The sequence below is a fragment of the Chitinophaga sp. 05T412 genome (assembly GCF_056396465.1).
Genome location: NZ_JBFTLN010000002.1, coordinates 674,178 through 698,997, shown reverse-complemented (window position 1 = coordinate 698,997; position 24,820 = coordinate 674,178). Strand labels below are relative to the sequence as shown.

The following is a 24,820-nucleotide window of genomic DNA, read 5'->3' as shown; positions in this document are numbered from 1 at the left end:
ACCATCATCACCAAAACAGTCTTATTGTGTTTAAAGATAGCACAAGCGTTTCAACTTTAAAAGCGCCTGCCGTTAATCCGGAGCGTAACAGTGGCGAACTGGCTGAATTGTTAACAGCCTGGCGCCTGATGTGTGAAGCAGGCCAAATGGCTGCCACCTATGAAGCTAACCGGCCTATCTGCAAATATGTTCACTCCACTTCCCGAGGTCATGAAGCCATACAAATAGCCACAGGCCTGCAATTGCGGCCATGGGATTTTGTAAGTCCTTACTATCGGGATGAGAGCATGTTATTGGCCATGGGCTTCACCCCCTATGAGCTGATGCTGCAGTTGCTGGCCAAAGCAGATGATCCGTTTTCTGCCGGAAGATCTTATTACAGTCATCCGAACAGCCGCGCAGCCGATAAACCGCAAATCCCCCATCAAAGCAGCGCTACCGGCATGCAGGTGATTCCAACTACTGGTATGGCGCAAGGCATACAATACCTGGAACAGATTCACTCCGAACTGCTGAAAGCCAGCCCCGACAAAGAATTCCCAGTAGTATTGTGTTCCCTGGGAGATGGCAGCGTAACCGAAGGAGAGGTAAGCGAAGCCTTTCAGTTTGCCGTATTGAAACAACTACCCATTATATACCTGGTACAGGACAACGATTGGGGCATTTCCGCTACCGCAGCGGAAGTACGCACTATGGACGCCTATGAGTACGCCGCCGGTTTTAAAGGACTGGAGCGCATGCGGGTAGACGGTAGTGATTTTACTGCCAGTTATGCCGCTATGGAAACAGCCATCCACTACGTGCGCCACGAACGCCGCCCTATATTGGTACAGGCCAATGTGCCTTTGTTGGGGCATCATACTTCCGGCGTGAGGAAAGAATGGTATCGTACAGCGGAAGACCTGGAAAAACATGCAGCCAATGATCCCCTGCCTAAATTAAAAGCGCTGCTGCAAAAGCATGGCGTTACGGATGAAGAACTGGATCGCATTGCACAGCAGGCAGTAACGGACATACAGGCCGCCTTTGATAAAGCGGTGGCTGCACCGGAACCTTCGCCTGAAACAGTACAGGAACACGTATTTGCACCTGCTGCCATTACAGCAGAAAGCGGTACCCGCACCCCGGACACTAAAACGAAGGTGGTGATGGTAGATGCTGCCTTACACGCAGTAGAAGAAATTATGCAACAATATCCGGAAGCCATATTTTTTGGACAGGATGTAGGACGCAGACTGGGAGGCGTTTTCCGCGAAGCAGCTACCCTGGGTGATAAATTTGGCAGCCATCGTGTATACAACACCGCGATACAGGAAGCGTATATTATAGGCGCCACTGCAGGGCTTTCTGCCGTAGGCGTAAAACCTATTGTGGAAGTACAGTTTGCGGATTACATCTATCCCGGATTCAATCAACTGGTAACAGAAATATCTAAATCATGCTATTTAAGTAATGGTAAATATCCCGTGCAAACGTTGATCCGTGTGCCGATTGGCGCCTATGGGGGCGGAGGACCATACCATTCCGGCAGCGTGGAATCTACCTTACTGAGCATCAAAGGCATTAAAGTGGTATACCCCTCCAATGCTGCCGACATGAAAGGCTTGATGAAAGCTGCTTTCCTCGACCCTAACCCGGTGGTGATGCTGGAACACAAGGGTCTTTACTGGAGCAAGGTGCCGGGCACGCTGGAAGCCATGACAGTAGAACCTGCGGCTGACTACGTATTGCCGATGGGAAAAGGGAATGTGGTATTACATGCGCATCCTAAAGATATTTCACGTGGTAACGCCATCTGTATCATTACTTACGGTATGGGCGTATACTGGGCTAAAGCAGCTGCCAAAGCGTATCCTGGTAATGTTACTATTGTAGACCTGCGCACCTTGTTCCCACTGGATGAAGCGCTGGTATTTGACATGGTACAGCAACATGGAAAGTGCCTGATCCTCACAGAAGAACAACTCAATAATTCCTTTGCACAGGCACTTGCCGGTCGTATTCAAAAGGCCTGCTTCCGTTACCTGGATGCTCCTGTATTTACCATGGGCGCCATGGACTTGCCGGCTATCCCGTTGAACACCGGTCTGGAAGCCGCTATGCTGCCTACCGCAGAAAAAGTGGAAGCCGCCATCAAAGAATTATTAGCTTATTAATACTAGATAATTATGAGTAAGGAAGCGCGTTTACGTGCTTCCTTACATTTTGTTAAATGTTTTCCCACCGCCCCGGCATCCCTTCATTTTTTCTATCTTTTGGCAATGAAAGCCAATGTTACTGACCTTGAGATAGAAAAACAACTACTCCCATTATTTGATACTACCGGCAATATCAGCGCCCGCCGGGCATTGATCAATGTATTGCTGGAACTACCCGAAACGAAGGAAGAAGTATACCAACGGCAACAACTTATTCAGTCGTTCATTACTAACGGATACGTATATACGCAAATTACTTACTCCCGCCAGGATTATGAGGAAGTATTACAGGCATTCAAACAAATAAATGATCAGTACTATTATTACGATAGCTCCCCTACGATAGCTACGGTGCAGCTATTGTGGCGCCGCCATCATCGTTATGCCATGAGAAGCCGTCTTGCGCAGCTGGGACTTTTCATGGACTTGCTGCAGCAGTATTTTGAACAGATAGATGCGGCTGTTTTTCCACCGGCATTTGGTGAGCGCATGGCCGCATTGAAGGAATACCTGTTGCGGTTTCGCGCTAAAGAAATTGCAGAGCGCATACGTAAGAACCGCTTTGGTATCAAGGATCAATTGTTCTTACTGGACTTGCTGAACCGGCGCATCACAGAGAAAGAGGCAGCACAGCATTGGGAAACATTTTATGCTTACGAAGCGTGGTTGTCGCTGGCGAAAGGCATGGTGAAACATGGATTTGTTTTTCCTGTTTTCACAGACAGCGGCATCCGGATGAAAGATTTTTATCACCCAGCGTTGAAGCAACCAGTGAAGAATGACCTGGATACTACCGGGCCGGTGATGTTGCTGACAGGGCCTAATATGTCCGGGAAATCTACGCTGCTAAAGGCCATCGGGATTTGTGTGTACCTGGCACATGCGGGCATAGGGGTGCCTGCTACGTCGTGCAGCTTGCCTTACTTCGATTCCATCACGGTGATCATTAACTTATCTGATGACCTGAAACAAGGATACAGTCATTTTATGATGGAGGTACAACACCTGCGAAAGGTAGTACTGGAGGCACATGCAGGCAAACGTTGTTTTGCCGTATTTGACGAATTGTTCAGAGGTACCAATGTAGATGATGCCCTGGATATTTCTGCGCAAACGATCCATGGACTGCAGCGCTTTACAGGCAGCTTTTTTACCATCTCCACACACTTGTATCAATTACAACCGCTGTTGTCCACTGTAAATGCATGGTATATTGATTGCGTGTTGAAGGATGAAGCGCCACAATTTCTTTACCGGCTGCGTGCAGGTTGGTCGGACTTGAAAATAGGACGGATTATTTTTGAAAAAGAAGGGCTGCCAGCTTTGCTACAGGGAAAATAAACGGGATTATTTTACAGGTTTAGGGGTAGTGCCTAAGGTGAAATTTACTGTAGCTGTCAGGCGTTTCATGGCAATGGCCAGTTGATTTTCTACTGTTTTAACGGAGAGGTTTAATACGGTAGCTACTTCTTTATATTTCATACCGTTTTGTTTTATCAGCGTAAATACCATTTTGCATTTGGGGGGAAGTTGCTGAATAGCAAATTCCATTTTACGTACCATCTCTGCAGAAATCATCAGTTGTTCCGGATTGCTGTCGAATGCTATTTCCATTTTTTCTTCTTCTTCAAATACTACTTGTCGCGACGAAGCCTGTTTACGCAGGTGATCGATGGATTTATTTTTAGCGATGACAAACAAATATACTTGCGGATTCTTGATGTGAGAAAGGGAAGCTCTTTTTTCCCAGCAATGCATAAAAACATCGTTGGTAATTTCTTCGGCTGTTTCTTTGGAGTGGGTGAGGGTATAGGAGAAACGGAGTAACGTCACAAAGAAATGATTGTAGAAAGCCCGGAAGGCTGCCTGATCATTGTTCGCTGTGATATTATTGAATAGTTCACTTATTGTAGACTCATCCATTCCTTTGTCCGCTGATAATGGTTGCAAATTATATAACGTAGATTACGTTAAAGTTAACAAAAATAATTATCACGTTATCTTTTCCAGACTGATGTTATTTCATGATAAATTGATAGTATTCTCTCCTGTTGGCTGCTTCTGGCCCTTGTTAAATGAACAGAAAATTATTTTTAAAATCCTTTTGGGGGTTTTTCAATTTCTTTTCGTCCTTCTGTTGTAATTCGAAAAAATTAGATGAAGGAAGAACACCGGATAAACATTTTACTGGCCAGGAAACTTGCAGGGGAAGCTTCTCCTGAGGAGTTGACGGAACTGGAAGCATTGCTGTTGGAATTTCCCGGTCTTCATTATGCGTATACCATTGTAGAAGATATTCAGGTATTGAGAGAAGGGAATGGCTTTACGGCTGCTGAAGAACAGCACTTATTACAGGAGGGGCTATCTGATTTAGATCGCCTGATGGCAACACCGGCGCTGGCAAAAGAAAGACGGATGTTTCCCTGGAAAAAGGTGATGGGAGTAGCGGCTTGTATTGTGGTGCTGGTAACGGCGTACAGTGTTTGGCAGCATCCACAGAACAAGAATCTGCGCAATGAGGTGGTGACTAAAAATGGTTCAAAAACCGCTGTGGTACTGCCAGATGGTACCAGCGTAGTATTGAATGCGTGCAGCCATTTACGTTATGATGTAACGAAATTCCTGAATGGCGACCGGGAAGTAAACCTGGTGGGAGAAGCGTTTTTTGACGTGAAACATGATCCGCAACATCCTTTTATTATTCAAACAGAACATGCCAATATCAAGGTATTGGGAACCGTATTCAATGTAAAGGCTTATGCCGAAGATGCCACGGTGGAAGCCACTTTGCTGAGTGGTAAAGTAGAAGTCAGCTTCCCGGAAAAGTCAGCTTCCGGCGGACATAAAGTAGTGGTATTACAACCGGAGCAAAAACTAATCATCGATAAAAATAATAACACTGCTTTACCCGTGAAAGCAGCGAATGCCAACAACAATAGCAATTACACCATTACGCCTGTAAAGGTCAGCCAGGAAGGGGATGCAGCGGTTAATAGCCCTACTACCGCCTGGATGAATGATCGATTTGATTTTGATAAAATCACTTTTGAGCAGTTATCACACGATCTGGAGCGTTGGTACAATGTAACCATCCGGTTTAAAAACGACCGTTACAAAAGCGAAGTATTTAGTGGCGCCTTTCGGAAACAGAGCATAGACGGCATTCTGCAGGCATTGCAGCTAACGTCCGGATTTCATTATGAAGTGAACAGTAAGGAAAATGTTATTGACATATGGTAAACATCTTTTAGACACATAAATCATATTACTTTTTTTATGGCGGTCTGCAAATAAAAAAAGGGAAATGCTCGAACATTCCCCTTTCAAATTTGCTGGCTAAAACAACTAAACCGATCCACACAATCTGGTAATGGCCTAATTATTTAACCTAACGAAACAAATTTATGAAAAAAAGTCATTGGTGGCCTTCTCATATTCCCCGTCGGCGTATGAGGAAATTGTTACTAAGTATGAAATTAACTTCTGTATTGCTTTGTGCAGGTTTTCTGCAATTGAGCGCACATGGATTTTCCCAGGAGAAGATCAGTGTTGATTACAAGAACATCAACATTGCCAAACTCCTGACAATCATCGGAAAGCAGAGCGATTATACTTTTCTGTATAAGAACGCCATCATTCCGGATAAGAAGATATCCATCAGCATGAAGGATGCGCCCGTACGGGAAGTCCTGGATAATGCGCTGGCAGGCACTTCGTTAGACTATAAAGTAATGAAGGATAACCTGGTAGTGATTGTGGAGGCAGGTGATAAAGTGCTGAACATTAACATAAAAGGTAAGGTGACTGATGAAGCGGGCAATCCGCTGATCGGTGTAACCGTATTGGTAAAAGGTACCACCCATGGTGCGCATACCGATGAAAACGGCCGTTTCTCCCTGGATGCGCCTGAAAATGCCATACTGGAGTTTTCTTACGTTGGTTACGAAACCATGCAGATGACTGCCAAAGCAGATCAACACTATAATATCTCCATGAAAGCCAATTCCAGTGGTTTGAATGAAGTAGTGGTAGTTGGTTATGGTAAACAAAAGAGAATTAACCTCAGTGGTGCGGTAGACGCCATTTCCGGTAAAGAGCTGGAAAGTCGCCCTATTACCAATGTGGGTAGTGGTTTGCAGGGATTGATCCCTAACCTGAATATCACCAACACCGATGGCCGGGCCTCTTCTGCGCAGAAGTTTAACCTGCGTGGTATGACCTCTATCAATGGTGGTGATCCATTTATTCTGGTAGATAATATTCCATTTACGAGTGACGAAGTATCCCGGATTAACCCGGCAGATATCCAGAGCGTAACAGTATTGAAAGATGCGGCTTCTGCTGCTATTTATGGTGCCCGTGCTGCTTTCGGCGTAGTGTTGATTACCACTAAATCAGGTAAAGACGGCCGCATTGCAGTAACTGCTAATACCAACTATGCGGTGCGTACACTGGGAATGGTTCCTAAAATTACGACCGATCCACTCACCACCATGCTGTTAAAGCATGATGCAGGGGCCCCGTTATATAACCTCTATCCGCAATCAGACAGAGACTATGCACTGAAACTGCAGAAAGATCCTTCTTTGCCGAGAGCGATTGTGAGTCCAACAGACGCTAAGAGCTGGAACTATTACGGTGAAACGGACTGGCTGCATGAAGTATACAATAAATCGGCCCCGGCTTACACCGCAAATTTCAGCGTATCCCGCGGTGATGAAAAATTGAACTATTATTTATCTGGTGAATATTATTCACAAGATGGTATGATGCGCAATAATCCCGATAAATACGAACGTTATAACCTGCGTGCAAAAGCTACCTATACCTTTAATGACCGCTTTAAGCTGGGTACCAATACTATGTATACCAATACGAAGTATGACCAGCCGTTTGCTACCAGTACCTCCGATGCAGACATTTATAAAGGAAATACCAACAATTCCTTCTTCAACGCGGTGAACCGTACGCCTTCTTTATCTATACCCCGTAATCCGGATGGTACCTGGACATCAGATGGTGCCAGCCTGTTGGGAGTATTACAGGATGGTGGGCGCAGAACGGACACCTGGAGCGAATTTATGACGACCCTGAATGCAGAACTGGGACTGATTAAAGATGTATGGACCCTGAAAGCAGATGCTACGTGGAGACGTGGGAATAGTATAGGTAAAGGATTTAGTATTCCGGTGGCGTATCGTACCGGTCCTAATCAGCCGCTCAGCTATACTGGTGGTAATTTAACATCCGCTTCCAACAGCAGCAATGATGTAAAGTATAACGTATTTAACGTGTATACGGATTTTCATAAAACATTTAACCGGAAGCATGCCGTAGGCGCCCTGGTGGGTTTTAACCAGGAATATCATTACTACAACAACTTCTACATTACTGCCAACGGATTGATTAGTCCAAGCCTGCCTACTGCGCAATTAACCACTGGTCTGGTTAAACAACAGCAACGGATCGCAGACTGGGCAGTAAGAGGTGTTTACTATCGTCTGAACTATACTTTCGATGATAAATATATCGTGGAACTGAATGCCCGTAACGATGGGTCTTCCCGCTTCCGTGCAGACAACCGCTGGGGCTTCTTCCCATCTGCTTCTGCTGCATGGGTACTTTCTAAAGAAAAATTCTTTGAAGGGGTGAAACAAGCTGCCGGACTGGACTTTTTGAAACTCCGTGGCTCTTATGGTACATTGGGAGATCAACAATGGAGCGAATATGGTTATATGTCTTTGATGAAGCCGGGTAATATCACTACTATCCTGGACGGCGGACAACCGGTGGCCGTATTTGATCCTGTACCTGTAACCGCTACGTATACCTGGCAAACGGTAAAAACTATCAATGGCGGTATAGACCTGAGTTTCCTGAAAGAGAGATTGTCGTTTAGCTATGACCGTTATACCCGTTATACCAACGGTATGTTTGCTCCCAGTCAGAAACTGCCGAATGTATATGGCGCAACATCTCCTAAAACCAACTCCGCGGACTTGAAAACGCGTGGATGGGAAATGACTTTATCCTGGAGAGATCAGTTTAACATTGGTAAAGATCCGTTTAACTACAGTGTGAAATTGTTGGTGGCCGACAGCCGTTCTTTCATTACCCGCTATGCTAACCCAACAGGGTCGTTGATAGACTATGATCATTCTGATCCTACTAAGAGAAACTATTATGTTGGACAGGAGATTGGTGATATCTGGGGATTGGAAACAGAAGGATTTTTCCAGAGCCAGGCTGAAATAGATAAGCATGCCAAGCAAACAGAAGTTGGTTCCGATGATCAGAACTATTTGTTCTATGTAGGAGATCTGAAGTTTAAAGATCTCAACAACGATGGTAAGATTAACTACGGAGACAAAACACTTGCTAATCCTGGTGATAGAAGAATCATTGGTAACACTGCACCTCGTTTCCCTTATAGTGTGGACCTGGCTGCCTCTTTCAAAGGATTTGATATCCGTGCACTGATTCAGGGTATCGGTAAAAGAGACTGGTATCCGAATGCAAGCAACCACTACTTCTGGGGCGTATATGCGCAACCGTGGACAAACGTGCAACTGCACAACCTGGATCGCTGGACACCAGACAATCCAAATGGCTACTTCCCACGTCTGAAATCTTACATCGCGGAAGATGCTACAGAACTGGGTGCTCCACAAACCCGTTACTTACAGAATGCTGCTTATACCCGTTTAAAGAACGTGACCCTGGGCTACACATTACCTAAGCAGCTGACAGAACGGATCAAGCTTAACCGTGTTCGTTTTTACTTCAGTGCAGAGAACATTTTCACTATTTCTCACCTGAAAGCGAATATTGATCCGGAAGGTCTGGACGGAGCATTGTATCCTTATCAGAAAACCTATTCATGTGGTCTGAACCTGAACTTTTAATGAATTCTAAAATGTGCAACATGAAAAATAAGTGGCTTTTATTATCACTCTCTATATTAGGGATTACTGCAGCCTCCTGTAAAAAGGACTTCCTGCAGCGTAATCCACAAACAGAAATTTCTCCGGATCAATTTTTTAACACCCCGGCGGATCTGAATACTTACGTTAATGGGTTCTATGATAAGCAATTATCATCTCCATACGACGATGCCAATTCTGATAACATTTCCAGCTATACCGGCAGTGAAATGGATAAACTGGTGCGTGGCGCTATTACGCCTAATACCGTTGGGGGCTGGGACGACTGGGATCAACTGCGCCGGGTGAACTTTATGCTTGATAACGTGTACAGAACAAAAGGTGATGCCGCTGAGATCGCACATTATGTGGCGGTAGCGCGTTATTTCCGCGCGAAATTCTACTTCGCAAAAATAGCGACCTATTCTGATGTGCCCTGGTATGGTCAGGCATTGGGGGAGGCAGATGGCGCTATGTATAAAGCCCGTGATCCACGTGCCATGGTGGCAGACTCTGTACTGGATGATTTGCAGTACGCCGTAGCTCACCTGAAAGTGCCGGATAGCAAGAGTAACAACACCCGTGTGAATAAGTATACCGCGTTGGCATTGATGTCGAGGTTCGGTTTGTTTGAGGGAACTTTCCGTAAATACCATGATGAACTGAAATTGGCTGGTAGCGCAAAAAAATTCCTGGATACTGCAGTATGGGCGTCGCAACAGATCATGGATAGCAAGAAATTTTCGATCTATCAGAATGGTGATGGCGCTGCTTCTTACCGGGCATTATTTACGAGTACTTCACTGGGTGGTAATCCGGAAATTATTCAATGGCGCGACTACCAGGCTTCAATGGGTGTGGGAAACAATACGCACACGGTATTGGGCTGGGTATGGTCATTGAGCCAAAGTCTGGTGAACAGTTACCTGATGAAAGACGGTACTCCTTTTACTGATATCGCAGGATATGATAAAATAGGATTCGTAGGCAGCTTTGCCAACCGTGATCCCCGCATGGCGGAAACAATCGCATATCCTGGTTTTTCAACTACGCAGAATAGCATATTGTATGTGGCGAAACCGAATCTCGGCGGTTATGATCAGTTGAAATTCTACCCACGTGATCCGGCATTGCGTCAGGGGTGGGAGGCGAACTATACTGCTTTACCTATTTATCGTTTCGCAGAAGTGTTGCTGAACTATGCAGAAGCAAAAGCGGAGTTGGGTAGCCTTACACAGAAAGACATCGATGATACCGTTAACGAAATACGTAAGCGGGTAGGTATGCCAGGCCTTAATATGGCGGCTGCTAACAGCCATCCCGATCCTGTACAGGAAAATGGTGTTGGTACAATAACAAGCAGTAATAAGGGCGTGATATTGGAAATCAGAAGAGAGAGAAGAGTAGAAACTGCCTGCGAAGGATTACGTGCCAATGATGTGAACAGATGGGCAGCGGGTAAATTGCTCGGAAAAGCTCCACAGGGAATGTATGTACCTGCAGTAGGTGCTATCGATATGACCGGAGATAATAAGCCAGATATTGCCATTCTGCCTTCTGCCACGGATACTGCTTCTATCGCTGGTATGCCTTGGTCAGAGAAGAAAGATATGGCGCGTTTTTATTTAAATGAGAACTTCTATCTGGAAAATGGCACCAGTGGTCACATTATGTTTGTGGCAGACCGTGCTGGTCGCACTTTTAAAGAGTATCAGTACTATTATCGTCCTATACCGAAGGATCAAACAGTATTGAACGACAAGCTGAAGCAAATTTTAGGTTGGGAAGAGTAAATGATGAAGAAGGTAAGGGGGAAGGCTACGGTCTTCCCCTTTGCTATTTATATCCAGACATGGCAAAAAACAATGGAGATGTATAAAAGTATCATGCGAACAGCCTTGCTGCTGTTGTGTACGCAGGCAGCGATGGCCCAGGGTTTTTCCGGGAAAGTATTTACAGACAGCAACGGCAATAATGTTTGCGATGCAGGAGAGGCCGGAATGGCTGGGGTAAGGGTATCGAACGGTGTAGCCGTTACCGTTACAGATGCAGCAGGTAAGTTTCATTTGCCGGCATCGCCTAAAACCCGGTTTGTGTTTATTACCACGCCTGCCGGCTACCGGTTTACCAAATCGTTTTATCTCAAGACAGACAGCAGCAAAACCGCTTATGATTTTGCGCTGATGCCGGTAAAGCAGGCATCCGCTACTGCAGCGAAGTTTGTACGGTTAACGGACACCGAAACCACCATTTACAATAACTGGATTACTGAAGCGAAAGATTATGCAAAGAATGAGCAGGCTGATTTCATTGTGCATACTGGTGATATCTGTTACGAAGATGGTATGAAGTTTCATGCCAAACAGGTGAATACCGCTACGATGGGATTACCGGTATACTATTGCATCGGTAATCACGACCTGGTGAAAGGCCCTTATGGAGAAGCGTTGTATGAGTCGTTATTCGGACCGGTATTTTATTCGTTCGAAGCCGGGCCTGCGCATTTTATTGTAACGCCTATGTGGTATGGCGACTATGCGCCATCTTACACCGCAGATGATGTATTGCAGTGGATAAAGCATGATCTGGCTGCCACTGATCCAGCTAAGCCAGTCATCATTTTCAATCATGATCTGCTGACTTACGATACGCTGTTTACTATCCGTACAGACAAAGATAGCATCAACCTGAATGATCACCGCCTGAAAGCATGGATTTACGGGCACTGGCACATCAATTTTGCCAAGGAACATGGTAACACCGGTATTCGTTCACTTTGTTCTGCGCCGGCAGCCGATGGCGGCATCGATAATTCTGCCAGCAATTTTGATGTAATAGGCGTTAATAAAGATGGAATTTCATCTGTAGAAAGACGTTATACCTACGTGGAGAATCAAATTACGCAGGTATCACCGGCCGCTACAGGCGTGGCATTTGAAGGCGACAAACTGCTGGTGAGTGTGAATGCATATCACACGGCGGCCAACATCCGGCAGGTACTCTTTAGTCTGTACAACAAGCAAGGGCAGTTACTGAAGCAGTTACCGCTGCAACCCCGCACGGATTGGAACTGGGCTACTACTACCGCTGTTCCTGCTGCATGGTTAAAGAACGTATATACTTCTACGGTAGAAGCCACTACCAGTACGGGGCAAATATTGTTCAGAAGGGATACCTTCTCCCTGGAAAAAACTAAAACACCTGCTATTACCGGGCCTGTATGGCCAGAAGTGTTGCAGAATGCACAGCGCATAGGGGTGGTAGCTGATATAAGCAATAACAACAAAGGGCTCCACCTGTTATGGTCTGCCAACATTGGTGGTAATATCTGGAAATCATCTCCCATATGTGCCGAAGGCAAAATATTTGTGGGTACCCTGGATGATGAAGGTAATCACCACAGTGGCATTATTGCAATGGACGCCCGCACGGGTAAAATAGTATGGCAGTTTGCCACTAAAAATTCCATTAAACATAGCATTAGTTATGCTGATCATCTCTTGCTGGCAACCGACGCAGAAGGAATTACATACGCGCTGGAGGCAGCTACCGGTAAGCTGCGCTGGCAGCATGCCGGCAATATGAAAAGCCTGGCGTCTTACAATTCCGGTGGTGTTATACAAAATGGTACATACTATACCGGTGCCGGGAAATACATGCAGGCATTGGATATCCTGACAGGAACGGTAAAATGGACGAATCAGGATTGGAGTGGGGGAGAAGGAACCCCTGCGGCTATGGCGGTGCAAGGCGATTGCCTGGTCACTTCTTCCAATTGGAATCACCTGTTTGCCCATGACCTCCATACCGGTAAATTGCGTTGGAAGCGCAGTGATGAAGGGATTCGTTTCCGCAGCGGTACACCGGCATTTTATGATGGTAAGCTGTATGTGCACGGGTTGAATAAGCTGCACATTATTGATCCGGCAAATGGCCGTACGGTAGACAGTATTCCGATGAATGATGAATTGAAGACAATGACAGCACCGGTGCTAACGGATCAGTTGATATTGATATCTACTGCCACCAATGGTTTGGCAGCGTACGATAAACATACCAAACAGCTGGTGTGGCGCTTTGTACCGGGAGAAGCCCTGTTCTATACGGCGCCGTATACACAGCCATCTTCTGCTACCATTGAATCTACACCGTTATGCGCAGGCAACCGCGTATACATTGGCGCTTCCGATGGATATGTATATGTGGCAGATTTGAAAACAGGTAAGCCGGTATCCCGTTTTCGTACAGGCGCTCCCGTATTTGCAGAAATGGCTATCTCTAACGGATTGTTATATGTAGCAGATTTTTCGGGGAATGTGAATGCCTTTACTTTGTAGTCAACTTTTGATAGCAAGAAAACGCCCCCCCGCTGAAACCGGGGGGGCGTTTCTCGTTTTTCCGCCAATTGAATAATTGTGTTTACTACAACTATTCATTTCCTTTTATCAGTAGCCTGGATTTTGCGCCAGGTTAGGATTGATACTGGTTTGCTTGAATGGAATCGGGAACAATTTGTATTTGTCTGCAGATGGCTGGTGATCCCACCACGATGCTGTGGTGAATTTGCCAAAGCGGATCAGATCCGTACGACGCTTGCCCTCAAAAATGAATTCCCTGCCCCTTTCAGCGAGTAACTCGTCCATAGTGAGGGTTGAGGTAGTATAAGCTTCCTTAGGCCAGTCTTCCGCCTTAAAAGCCCGTTTTTTGCACGTGTTGATCAGGTCTACCGCTTCCTGAGAAGCCGTACCTCCGGCTTTCCGCATAATGGCTTCTGCTTTATTGAAATAAATTTCCGTGAGGCGGTATAGTACAAAATCGTTGCCCCAGTAGTTAGCATCGCTTTGTTTGCCGGGTAAGTACTTGGCGAAACGTGCGCCACTGTTTTCTTCTCCCTGTGTCATGCCACCAGGACCAGTTTCGCCGGCAGCATTTTTGCGAATTTCTTTTACAAAAACGAGCGGTTTATCTGAATATTCTTCTGTACCCAGTACGAGGCTGTCGCCCACACTGGTGCGCAGCGCCGGATCTTTTTTCTGTGGTCCGATGAGCATCCAGTTTTGTTTACGGAGGTCATTGTCTTTGAACGCATCATAGGCAGAAGGAATCACTACGATACTGTTGTTGCCATCTACATCTGCGTTGTAGATCTGGCGTTGGCGGTAGTGCCAGAAATCGCCTTGCCATCCGAAGCGGGAGTTACCGGCTCTGAGATCGTAGGTGAGCTGAAACAAGTCTTCCGGGGAAGTGCTGTTGGTGTTGGCAAAGGCGCGGAAAATATCTGGTTCCAGTGCGGGCACGGTTCCGCTGAGGGAGCCGCCTTCCCCTGCAATAATTTTATTGCAGTAGGTGATGCAATCATCCCAGCGTGGGGTGCCGGTCCATTCCTGTGCATTGAGGTATAATTCTACCAGCATGGCGTAGGCGGATGCTTTAGTAGCGCGGCCAACCATAGCAGGCGACAAGGGCTGTAGCCCGTCGATATTGTCTTTTATTTCTTTTTCAATGAACGCAAATACTTCTTTGCGGGATTTGGTGGCAGGAGAGGCGGAGTTGGCCACTTCTGTAACGATGGGAATGTTTCCATAGAGATCCATCAGCTTCAGGTAGTGCCAGGCACGGAGTACTTTGGTTTCTGCGAGCAGCGTAGTTTTTTCTGCTTCCGTCATACCTATCTTGGTAAAGTCCAGTGGTGTAAGGTCTTTGATGGTGTTGTTGCAGAAGCCCATGCCCCAGAACATGAGTCGCCATGGATTCCAGGCATTGTCTTCATTGGCAATCCAGGTGTGGTAGTGCAGGCGTATCCAGTTACCGCCATCATAGCCGTGGCGTCCTTTTTGTGGCCATGCCAGCTGGTCGGCTGAAAGCTCCTGCAGGCGCCAGTAGCCGGTTTGACCGGTAGGCGCTGCCCAGGCGCCGGCATGTGTGAAGGGACGGAGTACCGCGGACAATACTTCCTGGCGGTTGTTATAAAACTGATTAGAGATGATTTCGCTGTATGGTTTTTCATCGAGCTTGGTGCAGGCGCTCATACCGAGGGCCAGCAAGGCTGCGCTGATATATACTTTACTTTTTTTCATACGTTACAATTTTGCTGCGTTTAGAATCCGAGGTTCAGGCCAATAGTATAAGAGCGGGTACGTGGATAAAATCCTCTGCCATCGATACCGGAATCCAGGGCGGTATCCTGCAGTTCAGGGTCCAGGCCGGTGTATTTGGTGAAGGTAGCGATGTTGCGTCCGCTGGCATATACMCGCAGGCTGCGGATATATTTGGTGTGAAGCTGGAAGTTATACCCCAGGGTGATATTATCCAGTTTTACGAAATTTCCTTTTTCCAGGTAGTAATCGGAGAACTGTGGATCTGCATTGAGTTTAGCATTTTTACCAATGGCTGAAGTAAGCATGTTATTTGGTACCCATTTTTTGTTACCGAAATACATATCCTGCAGGTTCAGGATATCGAAACCAAATTTGCCCCGGAAGAAAATACTCAGATCGAAATTTTTATAACGGAAGGTGTTGTTCCAGGAAGCCATGTATTTAGGAATACCGTTTCCAATCACGGCTTTGTCGTCCGGATTCATGGTTTCAATGGTGCCAATGCTGCCATCTTTTTTGTAGAACTGCCATTTGCCATTCTCCGTAAGTCCTGCGTAACGATAGCCGAAGAAGGTACCCAGCGGACCACCTTCTACTACGCGGATCGCGGAGCCCAGGTTGCCGGGAGAAGGCAGATCGCCATAGTATTGCTCGGTGGTTTTAAAGATCTGGTTGGAGAATGACACCATTTTATTCCGTTGGGAGTTAAAGGTGAGATCACTGTGCCAGGTGAAATCTTTTAGTTGTACCGGTATAGCGTTGATCACTACTTCCACCCCGTTGTTGGAGATGGCGCCTACGTTGGTGAAGATGTTGTCCAGGATGTTGGACGGTAGTTGTGCAGTGTAGTTGAACAGCAGGTCTTCTGTTTTGCGGCTGTATACGTCGATGGAACCGCCTAGCCTGTTTTTCAGCAGGGAGAAATCCAGTCCCACGTTAAACTCTTTCTTCTTTTCCCATCTGAGGTCCGGGTTAGGATTTTTGTTAGGACCGTAGGTTTGTATCCATTGTCCGTATTGGATGTAGGGGCCACCCGTACTAAGAGTGATGATAGACTGATAACTGGGGATACCCTGGTTACCGGTAACCCCGTAGCCTGCACGTAATTTCAGGTTGTTGATGACGGTGATGTCCTGCATGAAGGCTTCTTTCGAAATCACCCATCCGCCGGAAACAGCGGGGAAGTTACCCCATTTGTAGTTGGCGCCGAAGCGGGAAGATCCTTCATGGCGCAGGATGGCCTGCAACATGTATTTCTGCTTGTAGTTATAATTGATTCTGCCAAAGAAGGCGATCAGCGTATTATCTATTTTGTTGCTGCTTTGTTTGGGACGTGGTAATGTTTGATCATTTAGTGCATTACCGGCGGAGATGTTCCAGTCCTGGAAAGCATCTGTCAGGAAGCCGTTGTTATCCATGGAATATTTTTCCAGGGTACTGTATTGGTAGCTATAACCGCCTAGTACATTGATGGTATGGTCGGAGTTGATGGTCCGGGTATAGTCAGCGGTGGCCTCAAAAGTTTTGTCCATGGCTGCGGAATTGGCTTTGTAGGCGTATCCACCGCCTTTATAGTCCTGTACGGAAGAGCGGGAGCTTTTGAGTTTATATTGACGGTCGTTGTACTCATCGCGTACAATGGCGCCGAAAGCGGACAGTTTTAAATCACGTATAGGCTCTAAGGTTATACGTGCGTCTCCGGAGTATGTTTTCTGATCTCTGTCGTACAGTTCCTGTTGGAGGCGGGCCAGGGGATTGTAGTTATTGAAGCCGTTGGTTTCAATGAATTTGCCATCAGCTCCGTAGATAGGGGCGGTGGGATTGCGTTGTACGGCTTGTTCAAAGTCGGCGCCGGCGTTACCGGCTTTGTTGTCACCGCCGCCGCTGTTGCCGCCGTTCAGGTTGGCTTTGTTGAAGTTGGCCGCCAGATTAAACTGCATGGTGAGCATGCCTTGTAGTCCGGTTTGATTAACGTTTACGCGGCCGCCGTATTGTTTGCGTCCATTTTGTTTGGCAATACCGTTTGCGTCGTTGTAGTAAAGTGATGCGCGGTAGTTGCTGTTAACGGTTCCGCCGGAGGCAGCGAAGTTGTGATAATGGCTTAGGTTGTCTTTGTCGAGCAGCATATCATACATATCCACATCGCCGCCTTTATTGTCGGCGCCTGGAATTTTAGCGTATTCAGCGGCGTTGAGTATGCTGGGTCTTTTGGCGACTGCTTCCCGTTGCAGATAGGTGGAGTAGGTGTATTGTGGTTCTCCTGCTTTTCCTTTTTTAGTGGTGATAAGGATTACGCCGTTATTACCGCGGGTACCATAAATGGCTGCGGCGGACCCGTCTTTCAATACATCGAAGGTAGCGATATCGTCCTGTTGCAGCAGGTCGAGGTTACCACCGGGGATGCCGTCGATAACGATGAGTGGATTTTTGTCGCCCGACAGGGAGCTGATGCCCCTGATTTGTATAGAGGCGCCACTGTTAGGGTTATTACCCTGGGTCCTGGTAACAGAGAGGCCGGCTACTTTACCCTGGATGAGGTCCATGGGAGAGCGTGAGCCGCCCTGGTTAAAGTTTTCCGCTTTGACAGTTGCTACGGAGGTGGTTACTTCATTTCTTTTCTGTGTACCATAACCAACTACTACGATGTCTTGCAGTGATTTTACACCTGCCGCCATTTTCACCAGGATTGGTGTGCCGTTGCCAACGGGCACTTCCTGCTGCTGATATCCGATGAATGAAAATACCAACACTGCGTTTGCTGGCGCCTGCAGGCTGAAGGTGCCGTCTGCTTTGGTGATGGTGCCGGTGCTGGTGTTTTTGATTTGTACGGATACTCCCAATATGGGGGTGTTGTCACCGGCATCTGTCACTTTGCCGGAAATTGTTTTGCCTTGCGAGAAGGCGAATAGCGAGATAAGCAGCAGGAAAGTACTGGCAATACTTACCTGAGCCCAAAACGTGGATCGTTTGTGCATATACATTTATTGATAGTGGTTAATAAAGAAGCGTTGTGGTATCAGTATTTATAAAATCGATTTAGCAATACAGCCACAGGCTATTTTGTTTAAAATTCTGATGCGATTTAAGTGGTTTTAGAAAATAGAAAATAGTCTCCCTGTGGAGATGTTACCTGGCTTCCGGTCAGGCTGGCAATGGTTTCCCTAATAATATAGCATAAGCAAAATACACCCGATACTTACAGTACTGTTTAATCAGCAGAATATCGATTTAGCTAACAATTAGAATAACAAGTTTCAACAAAAAACGTCACCGGATAATGCCTGGAACAATAAAATTTAGCTTAATAATTTCTTTCATATACGCAGGTTTTTTCCTACAACGACTCTTTAAAGATGATAGGCTTCATCTCTACAAAAATCGATTTAGCAATGGTTTCCAAAAAAAGATTCCGGAGAATCTGATCAATTAATAACAAGTTTCGATAAACAAAGGCACTTTCTCTCTGCTTCGGGAATAAAAGTAATACTTATTTGTATTAAATGAAATCATTTTTAACATTTTTTTTCGTTGTCGCGAAAATGTAATGTAGCATTTGTAAGAGAGTAGGAGTGGAGACTATTTCGTGGCGTACATTTCCCGAATAAGTTACAAAACAAAGCCTCCTGCATAGATGGCAGGAGGCTTTGCTCAGGGGAATTAAAAGGATAGATTAGAATTTAATACCGGCAGTTACCCGGAAATTAGTACCCGGTTCTGCCTGCCAATAGTAATAAGTATCGTAAGGTGCGCCAGCGTATAGATAAGCATTTAGCAGGTTATTGACATTTAACGCTACCGAATATTTGCTGTTTTGCCAGGATATGCTGCCATCCATCCGGAAATAGTCAGGAAGTGCCAGCTGATGAGCGCCGCCCCAGTTCCAGGTAGAACGGCCTAATTGGTACTGGTAGCCGGCGCCAATACCTACTCCTTTTAAAGTACCTTTCTCAAAGCGGTAAGACAGCCATCCATTGGTAACATGTTTTGCAAATCCCGGTACGGCTTCTCCTACTTTTTTGGAGCCCGCGGTATCTTTGGTGATTTTTGAATCGGTATAAGCATAGTTGAGTGTGAGATTCAAGCCCCGGGCAATTTCTCCGTGGATATCAAGTTCCACGCCTTTTGTTTCGCTTTCTCCTATTTGCAACGAGTAATTCGTCATTCCTTCTCCGTGTGTATCATTATCTACTACCAACTGATTTTTCCGCAGAATACGATATACCGCAAGGGTGGAGTTCCATCGTCCCTGAAACCAATCTCTTTTGATGCCAGCTTCTGTATTCACACCCAGCAGCGGCTTAGGAACAATGTTAGGATATATCTTTCCGGCTTGTGGTTCAAATGCCTGGTCATATAAGGCATATACCGAAGTTTGTTTATCGATAGATACGCTTACGCCTATACGTGGAGTGAGTTTGCTGTTTTTGCTGGTGTCATTATAAGTGGCGGTAGTATATCTGGCGGCTAGTGTAAGTCGCGCTACATCATGAAACAAATGGATTTCATCCTGCAAATAATAACTGATATAACGTTKATCATCCGGACTACCTGCTCTATCTTTTAATGGTACTGACCGGTCAAATTGTGGCGCCGGTGTTTGTCCATATACAGGATGATAGATGTTAAATGGTCCGTTGGGGCCATTTAATTTAAACGGTTGTGCGAAAACGGCAATGTATTTTTTATGCCCCAGGTCAATACCACCCAGTATTTTATGCTGTACACTACCTGTGCGGACTTCTCCGGTTACGTAAGCCTGCCCAATATAGTTTTCTCCATGTGCATCCCACATGCCTACGCTGCGGTACATATCTCCATTGGCGTGTAATGAATCCGGCCACATGGAGCTACCAATCTGTGTGAAATTCATATATCCCACCTGGGTAGTAAATTTCCATTTGCTGTTGAATTGGTGTTGGAAATTCAGGAAGGCGCTGTGGTCATTGATATTGGTAGGCGGAAAATTTTTTTCCGCTGACGTAAAGCTACGTGGCAGATCTGCGTAACCATTGGGGGAAAACACATAGTTGGCGCCGATCATGGCCATTCTCGAAAACTGGTAGTTATATTCTGCAGTAATGGAGGTGCGATCGTTGAACTTGTACATCAGCACGGGGGCAACGCTATAACGGTTGTTGTAGTCAAAATGCCGGTGGGAACGTTTCAGTTGCCCCATTACATTGAGACGGTATAATAACTTACCAGGTTTGTCCAGTTTGCCGTCCAGATCGATAGTAGCGCGATAGGTATCAAAGCTACCTGCGGTGAGTGTAGCTTCTCCTTTAGTAACACCGGTTGGTTTTTTAGTTACTACATTATAGAATCCACTGGGATCTCCGTTTCCCATCATGAATCCTGCCGGTCCTTTTACAAATTCAATACGTTCTACCATGCTCATGTCCTCTGCCAGTGGACCCCATGGCATTTTTACGTTCATACCATTCCGGAAAGCCGTTACCTGGGAGCCACGCATATTTATCAGTGCATAATTATCCCAATGCTCCAGTTTCGTGACGCCACTTACATTGCGGGTTACGCCTTCCAGCATATCGAACACCTGTTGGTCGGCCAGTAATTTAGCCGTTACCACCTGTATGTTTTGCGGTGTTTCCAGCAATGGGGTAGTGAGCCTTAAGGTAGGAGATACCGCATTCACCTGGTAGCGCTGTTGCCTGGAGGAAACTACAATTTCCCGTAGTTGTGCGTCGGAAGCATCCAGTGTAATATTGGCGGTAGTGATGTTCCCGGCAGCTACGGTAACTTGTTGCTGACTGGTTTTGTATCCAATCAGCGACACCTGTATTTGGTAGTTGCCCGGTGCTAATTTCCCAAATTCGAAAGCGCCTTTGTGATTACTGACAGCTCCCTTATTCCCGTTTTTTAATTGTACAGATACGCCCGGCGCGACGATGCCGTCGGAGGTGGTAACCGTGCCTTTGATAGCGCCTGTATTGTTTTGTGCAATAGTACCGACAGCTACCATCAAACTGATGGTCAGCAAGAATATATGTTTCATTGAGAGGTAAAAAATTTGTGTTCTCATTGGGACGAGAACGGATACGACTTAGTTGAGGTACAAAATTAGTGGGGCGGTAATGATGGCGTAAGACGAATCAGGAAAACTATTTATGTATTCCGGAAAAAGGGGAGCTGATGGGGGAGCAAAGCAACCGCGCCGTAAAGCGCGGTTGTCAATCATTAAAAGTTGGAAGAAGCATTTTCTTTAACAACAGGTGCGTCATCTTTTGCAGCCTGACTGTCGCGGGTATTTTTTTGTACTGCAATAGCGCCGAAAACGCTGAGCAGAAATGCAAATGCATAGAACCCTTTTTCACTGGCGKCCAGTGTAGCATTCCATAATCCTACTGTTAGCAGTATGATGGTGAGCAACATAGATACCCAGGCAAGAGAGTAGTAAATGTCGGTAACAGGGATGCCTTCGAGTCTGTCGCGTACGCATTTTTGTACAGATACAGCGGAGAAAAGGCCATACATTAATACCGTAAAGTAATAACCTTTTTCGTTCAGTTGCATAGTGTTGGCGTTCCAGAGGCCAATGACGAAGCCTAGTACACCTGCAAAAACTGCTACCCAGGAGGCGGCAATAAATGCCGTGGAAGGTTTTTGTTTCATTGAATGATTTAAATTTTAATAATGGGATTAGGTTAATGGCAAACAAAATTGCTATAGCATATTGAAGGCCCGGTGTAATAATACTATTTATTTTATAAAAAAAAGGGTGGGGTGGTGGTTGAAGGCTTTTTTTGCATGAATTTTCAATAAAAAAACATGCAAAGTACACAATTTATCGCTATCTTTACTATGAGGAATGAAGAATTGAAAAAGCTACAGGAACTTAAAAAGCATCTGAAAAGCGGTGGTGTATATCGCCGGGCTGATTTGGCTCAATGGTCTAATGCCGTTGACCGGCATATTGCTATGCTGGTACAGGAGGGATACCTGGAGAAGGTATCGGCCGGGCTATATCATGTTCCGAAGAAAACTGCTTTTGGTGAGGCGCCACCTGATGAGGAAACATTGGTGCGCACTTTTTTAAAAGATGATGATTTTTTGCTGACTTCACCGAATGCTTACAATAATCTGGGAGTTGGAACTACGCAATTGTATAATAAACGAGTAGTTTATAATCATAAGCGACATGGTGAATTCAGTTTAGGTGGCAAACGTTTTTTTTTTCATGCCAAGCATCGTTTCCCGAAAAAACTTACGCAGGAATTCTTGTTGATAGATCTGGTTAATAATTTAGATGATCTGGCAGAAGATAAAGAGGCGCTTTTAAAAAATGTTTTTGCGAAGGCCATTTCCATGGACACCAAACAATTAAAGAAATCGCTGAATAATTATGGTAACCTTAAAACCAGATCGCTTTTGTCTCCGTATTTAGGAGACAAAATGTGATTATCTATGTCGTCTAAATTTCTTCACGAACATAAAGATTTTGCTGATCTGTTAAGGATTTTAGAGAGAGACAAAGGGATTCTGGCTGGTCTGATTGAAAAGGACTACTGGATTATGCATGTTCTATATGGACTCAGGAAACAGAATTTTTCATTCGTTATGAAGGGCGGAACTTCCTTATCAAAAGGTTATGGCATTATAGACCGATTTTCAGAAGATATAGATATACAAATATATCCGCCAAATGATTTAAGTGTAGTGTCTGATCCTAAAAATATCAAAAAGGAAGCGGTAGTGTCAAGAAAGGAATATTATGATTGGCTTGCCGAACAAATAAAAATTGAAGGAGTTACAGCAGTGGTGCGGGATAGAGCGTTTGATAATGAAAGGAATTATAATAGCGGTGGCATTAGACTGTCTTACGAAAGCTTCACAGATAAAGTCGCCGGTGCAAAAGATGGAATTCTTTTAGAAGTAGGGTTTGATACAGTAACACCTAATAACAATCTGACAATCAGTTCATGGGCTTATGATCGCGGAGTGACTGCCGGAATTAAGATGGCTGATAATCGCGGAGTGGATATTGCTTGCTATCATCCCGGATATACTTTTGTTGAGAAGCTCCAGACTATTGTAACAAAGTTTAGGGTTGAACAGGAACAGGGGGTGGAAAAACCGAATCTGATGCGGCAATACTATGATGTTTATTGTTTGCTTGGCAACCCTTTAGTAAGGGAATTTATTGGTACGGATGATTATCATAGTCATAAGAAAAGTCGTTTTGCAGGGAAGGATAAAGATGTAGTACTCGCAGAAAATGACGCATTTCATTTGGCTTCCCCTGCGTTGCAAAGCCGATTTAAAGAACGATACGAAGCAACTAAAGATCTTTATTTCAATGGGCAATTACCTTTTGAAATATTGCTTGAGCGAATTAAAGAGCATATTGAACAATTATAGAACGTGGTAATGTTTTTTATTGAAAATTTTCCACCTTACTGTGTATAAAATAAAAAGCTTTTAAGTAGTCACTTAAAAGCTTTTTTGTTGGGAGTAATGTGGTCCTTACTTTCCAGCTATACTGCTATTCAGTATCTGGGTGATTACTTTTTGAAACTCCGCAGGTTCATCCTGGTGAATCTGATGGCCTGAATTTTCAAAATAGTATATCCCTTTCTTAGGTGCTTTCAATTGTTCGTAATACTCTTTGGTGATTCTTGTTGATGTTTGGATATCGTTTTTACCAACAAAAAAATAGATCGGGCAATCTACTTTCTTTAAAGTTTTTGGTAAGTCGATGTTCATTACTTCATTCCAAACAGGGGACCAAACTTTTGTCCATTGTAGAAAATTGGTCTTGAAATTATCCGTTAATACAAACTCTTTACCGTCTTTATAGAAGAGCCACTTTCTTAAATAGAACAGGTCATCATCATTTTTAAAGGGGATGTTTACCAACGCCAATTCTTTACTGGCGTCCGTATTATCTTTAAAATGTGTTTTCAGGATTTGCAGCATTTCTTTCTCACTTGCTAATTGGCTCACCACCGGATTGGAGGCAAAGTAACCATGTAATAGTTGAGGATAGTTTCTTACGATATAGAACCCTAAAACGTTACCCCAGGAGCTACCGAGTAAGTATATTTTATCCTGGTGCAATGTTTTTCTTACAAAATTTACGGCCTCGTAAGTATCCTTTTCCATTTGCGCAACGGATGGCTGTACTGGCGAAGCATTTAATTTCAATGTTTTCCCGGCATCTCTTTGATCCCATTGAACAATAGTGAAGCTATTTATTAATTCGTTTGTAAAAGCAGGCGCGCCTTTCATCATGGAGCTTCCAGGGCCACCCGATAAAAAGAGAAGGACAGGTCTGTTGTAATCGGCTGTTTTAATTCCTATCACTTGTTTAATGCCACCAATTTCTGTTGTTAGCAGGGTGTCAATTTGTAGCGTCGGTAAATTTTTCAGAAAATCATTTTGTTTAGATACGCTGTCAGCGTAGGTTTTGCTACTAGTCTTTGTATTTACGCCTTTACTTACTTTGGAAGAGGTTTGTGCTAAGCAGCATAAAGGCAACATTAACAGTGTACAGAGGCTCGTTTTTTTCATGAATTTTTTTTCAATTTTATTAGGCTAATATAAAGTAAAGCAGGAATGTATTTTTTAAGGGAAAATAAGT

General features: G+C 45.0%; 14 protein-coding genes. 8 read left to right on the top strand and 6 right to left on the bottom strand.

Annotated elements, in window-relative coordinates; genetic code table 11:
• The first annotated feature begins 26 nt into the window (after nt 1-26).
• On the top strand, nt 27-2,156 hold the full coding sequence (locus AC1DFM_RS06510; RefSeq protein ID WP_477075887.1) for an alpha-ketoacid dehydrogenase subunit alpha/beta: 2,130 nt from the start codon (nt 27-29) through the stop codon (nt 2,154-2,156).
• Between the two features lie 105 nt (nt 2,157-2,261).
• The gene (locus AC1DFM_RS06505) at nt 2,262-3,539 is read left to right on the top strand and encodes a MutS-related protein (protein ID WP_477075886.1); all 1,278 of its coding nucleotides are present in this window, start codon (nt 2,262-2,264) and stop codon (nt 3,537-3,539) included.
• Between the two features lie 6 nt (nt 3,540-3,545).
• Here the strand turns inward: AC1DFM_RS06505 and AC1DFM_RS06500 are convergent, their stop codons facing one another.
• Nucleotides 3,546-4,148, bottom strand: coding sequence for an RNA polymerase sigma-70 factor (locus AC1DFM_RS06500; RefSeq protein ID WP_477075885.1), 603 nt, complete (start codon nt 4,146-4,148; stop codon nt 3,546-3,548).
• 207 nt (nt 4,149-4,355) lie between these two features.
• On the opposite strand from AC1DFM_RS06500, the gene AC1DFM_RS06495 reads away from it, so the two are divergent.
• The 4 genes from AC1DFM_RS06495 (at nt 4,356) to AC1DFM_RS06480 (ending at nt 13,458) form a co-directional block, all read left to right on the top strand.
• Complete coding sequence (locus tag AC1DFM_RS06495) at nt 4,356-5,438, top strand: FecR family protein (protein WP_477075884.1); 1,083 nt, start codon at nt 4,356-4,358, stop codon at nt 5,436-5,438.
• 230 nt (nt 5,439-5,668) lie between these two features.
• On the top strand, nt 5,669-9,103 hold the full coding sequence (locus tag AC1DFM_RS06490) for a SusC/RagA family TonB-linked outer membrane protein (protein ID WP_477075883.1): 3,435 nt from the start codon (nt 5,669-5,671) through the stop codon (nt 9,101-9,103).
• Between the two features lie 20 nt (nt 9,104-9,123).
• Nucleotides 9,124-10,914, top strand: coding sequence for a RagB/SusD family nutrient uptake outer membrane protein (locus AC1DFM_RS06485; RefSeq protein ID WP_477075882.1), 1,791 nt, complete (start codon nt 9,124-9,126; stop codon nt 10,912-10,914).
• A gap of 78 nt (nt 10,915-10,992) precedes the next feature.
• On the top strand, nt 10,993-13,458 hold the full coding sequence (locus AC1DFM_RS06480; RefSeq protein ID WP_477075881.1) for an outer membrane protein assembly factor BamB family protein: 2,466 nt from the start codon (nt 10,993-10,995) through the stop codon (nt 13,456-13,458).
• A 108-nt stretch (nt 13,459-13,566) separates the two neighbouring features.
• On the opposite strand, the gene AC1DFM_RS06475 is transcribed toward AC1DFM_RS06480, so the two are convergent.
• The 4 genes from AC1DFM_RS06475 to yiaA all read right to left on the bottom strand — a co-directional run bounded on the left by AC1DFM_RS06475 (nt 13,567) and on the right by yiaA (nt 21,852).
• A complete protein-coding gene (locus tag AC1DFM_RS06475; RefSeq protein ID WP_477075880.1) occupies nt 13,567-15,198 on the bottom strand; it encodes a RagB/SusD family nutrient uptake outer membrane protein in 1,632 nt (543 codons plus the stop codon).
• A 20-nt stretch (nt 15,199-15,218) separates the two neighbouring features.
• A complete protein-coding gene (locus AC1DFM_RS06470) occupies nt 15,219-18,194 on the bottom strand; it encodes a SusC/RagA family TonB-linked outer membrane protein (RefSeq protein ID WP_477075879.1) in 2,976 nt (991 codons plus the stop codon).
• A 695-nt stretch (nt 18,195-18,889) separates the two neighbouring features.
• A complete protein-coding gene (locus AC1DFM_RS06465) occupies nt 18,890-21,235 on the bottom strand; it encodes a TonB-dependent siderophore receptor (RefSeq protein ID WP_477075878.1) in 2,346 nt (781 codons plus the stop codon).
• Nucleotides 21,236-21,417: 182 nt separating this feature from the next.
• Nucleotides 21,418-21,852 carry an inner membrane protein YiaA gene (gene yiaA / locus AC1DFM_RS06460; RefSeq protein WP_477075877.1) on the bottom strand — a complete coding sequence of 145 codons (435 nt, stop codon included), beginning with the start codon at nt 21,850-21,852 and terminating at the stop codon, nt 21,418-21,420.
• A gap of 156 nt (nt 21,853-22,008) precedes the next feature.
• Here yiaA and AC1DFM_RS06455 point away from each other — a divergent pair, with 156 nt between their 5' ends.
• On the top strand, nt 22,009-22,638 hold the full coding sequence (locus tag AC1DFM_RS06455; RefSeq protein WP_477075876.1) for a hypothetical protein: 630 nt from the start codon (nt 22,009-22,011) through the stop codon (nt 22,636-22,638).
• A 6-nt stretch (nt 22,639-22,644) separates the two neighbouring features.
• Complete coding sequence (locus AC1DFM_RS06450; protein WP_477075875.1) at nt 22,645-23,598, top strand: nucleotidyl transferase AbiEii/AbiGii toxin family protein; 954 nt, start codon at nt 22,645-22,647, stop codon at nt 23,596-23,598.
• 105 nt (nt 23,599-23,703) lie between these two features.
• On the opposite strand, the gene AC1DFM_RS06445 is transcribed toward AC1DFM_RS06450, so the two are convergent.
• Nucleotides 23,704-24,750: an alpha/beta fold hydrolase gene (locus tag AC1DFM_RS06445; RefSeq protein WP_477075874.1), complete on the bottom strand. Its 1,047-nt coding sequence runs from the start codon at nt 24,748-24,750 to the stop codon at nt 23,704-23,706.
• Between the last annotated feature and the right edge of the window lie 70 nt (nt 24,751-24,820).

Excerpts from the sequence above, each read along its gene's own strand:
- AC1DFM_RS06505 (WP_477075886.1), top strand. The coding sequence starts at position 2,262 with ATGAAAGCCAATGTTACTGACCTTGAGATAGAAAAACAACTACTCCCA.
- AC1DFM_RS06495 (WP_477075884.1), top strand. The coding sequence starts at position 4,356 with ATGAAGGAAGAACACCGGATAAACATTTTACTGGCCAGGAAACTTGCA.
- AC1DFM_RS06490 (WP_477075883.1), top strand. The coding sequence starts at position 5,669 with ATGAAATTAACTTCTGTATTGCTTTGTGCAGGTTTTCTGCAATTGAGC.
- AC1DFM_RS06485 (WP_477075882.1), top strand. The coding sequence starts at position 9,124 with ATGAAAAATAAGTGGCTTTTATTATCACTCTCTATATTAGGGATTACT.
- AC1DFM_RS06480 (WP_477075881.1), top strand. The coding sequence starts at position 10,993 with ATGTATAAAAGTATCATGCGAACAGCCTTGCTGCTGTTGTGTACGCAG.
- AC1DFM_RS06475 (WP_477075880.1), bottom strand. The coding sequence starts at position 15,198 with ATGAAAAAAAGTAAAGTATATATCAGCGCAGCCTTGCTGGCCCTCGGT.
- AC1DFM_RS06455 (WP_477075876.1), top strand. The coding sequence starts at position 22,009 with ATGCAAAGTACACAATTTATCGCTATCTTTACTATGAGGAATGAAGAA.
- AC1DFM_RS06450 (WP_477075875.1), top strand. The coding sequence starts at position 22,645 with ATGTCGTCTAAATTTCTTCACGAACATAAAGATTTTGCTGATCTGTTA.
- AC1DFM_RS06445 (WP_477075874.1), bottom strand. The coding sequence starts at position 24,750 with ATGAAAAAAACGAGCCTCTGTACACTGTTAATGTTGCCTTTATGCTGC.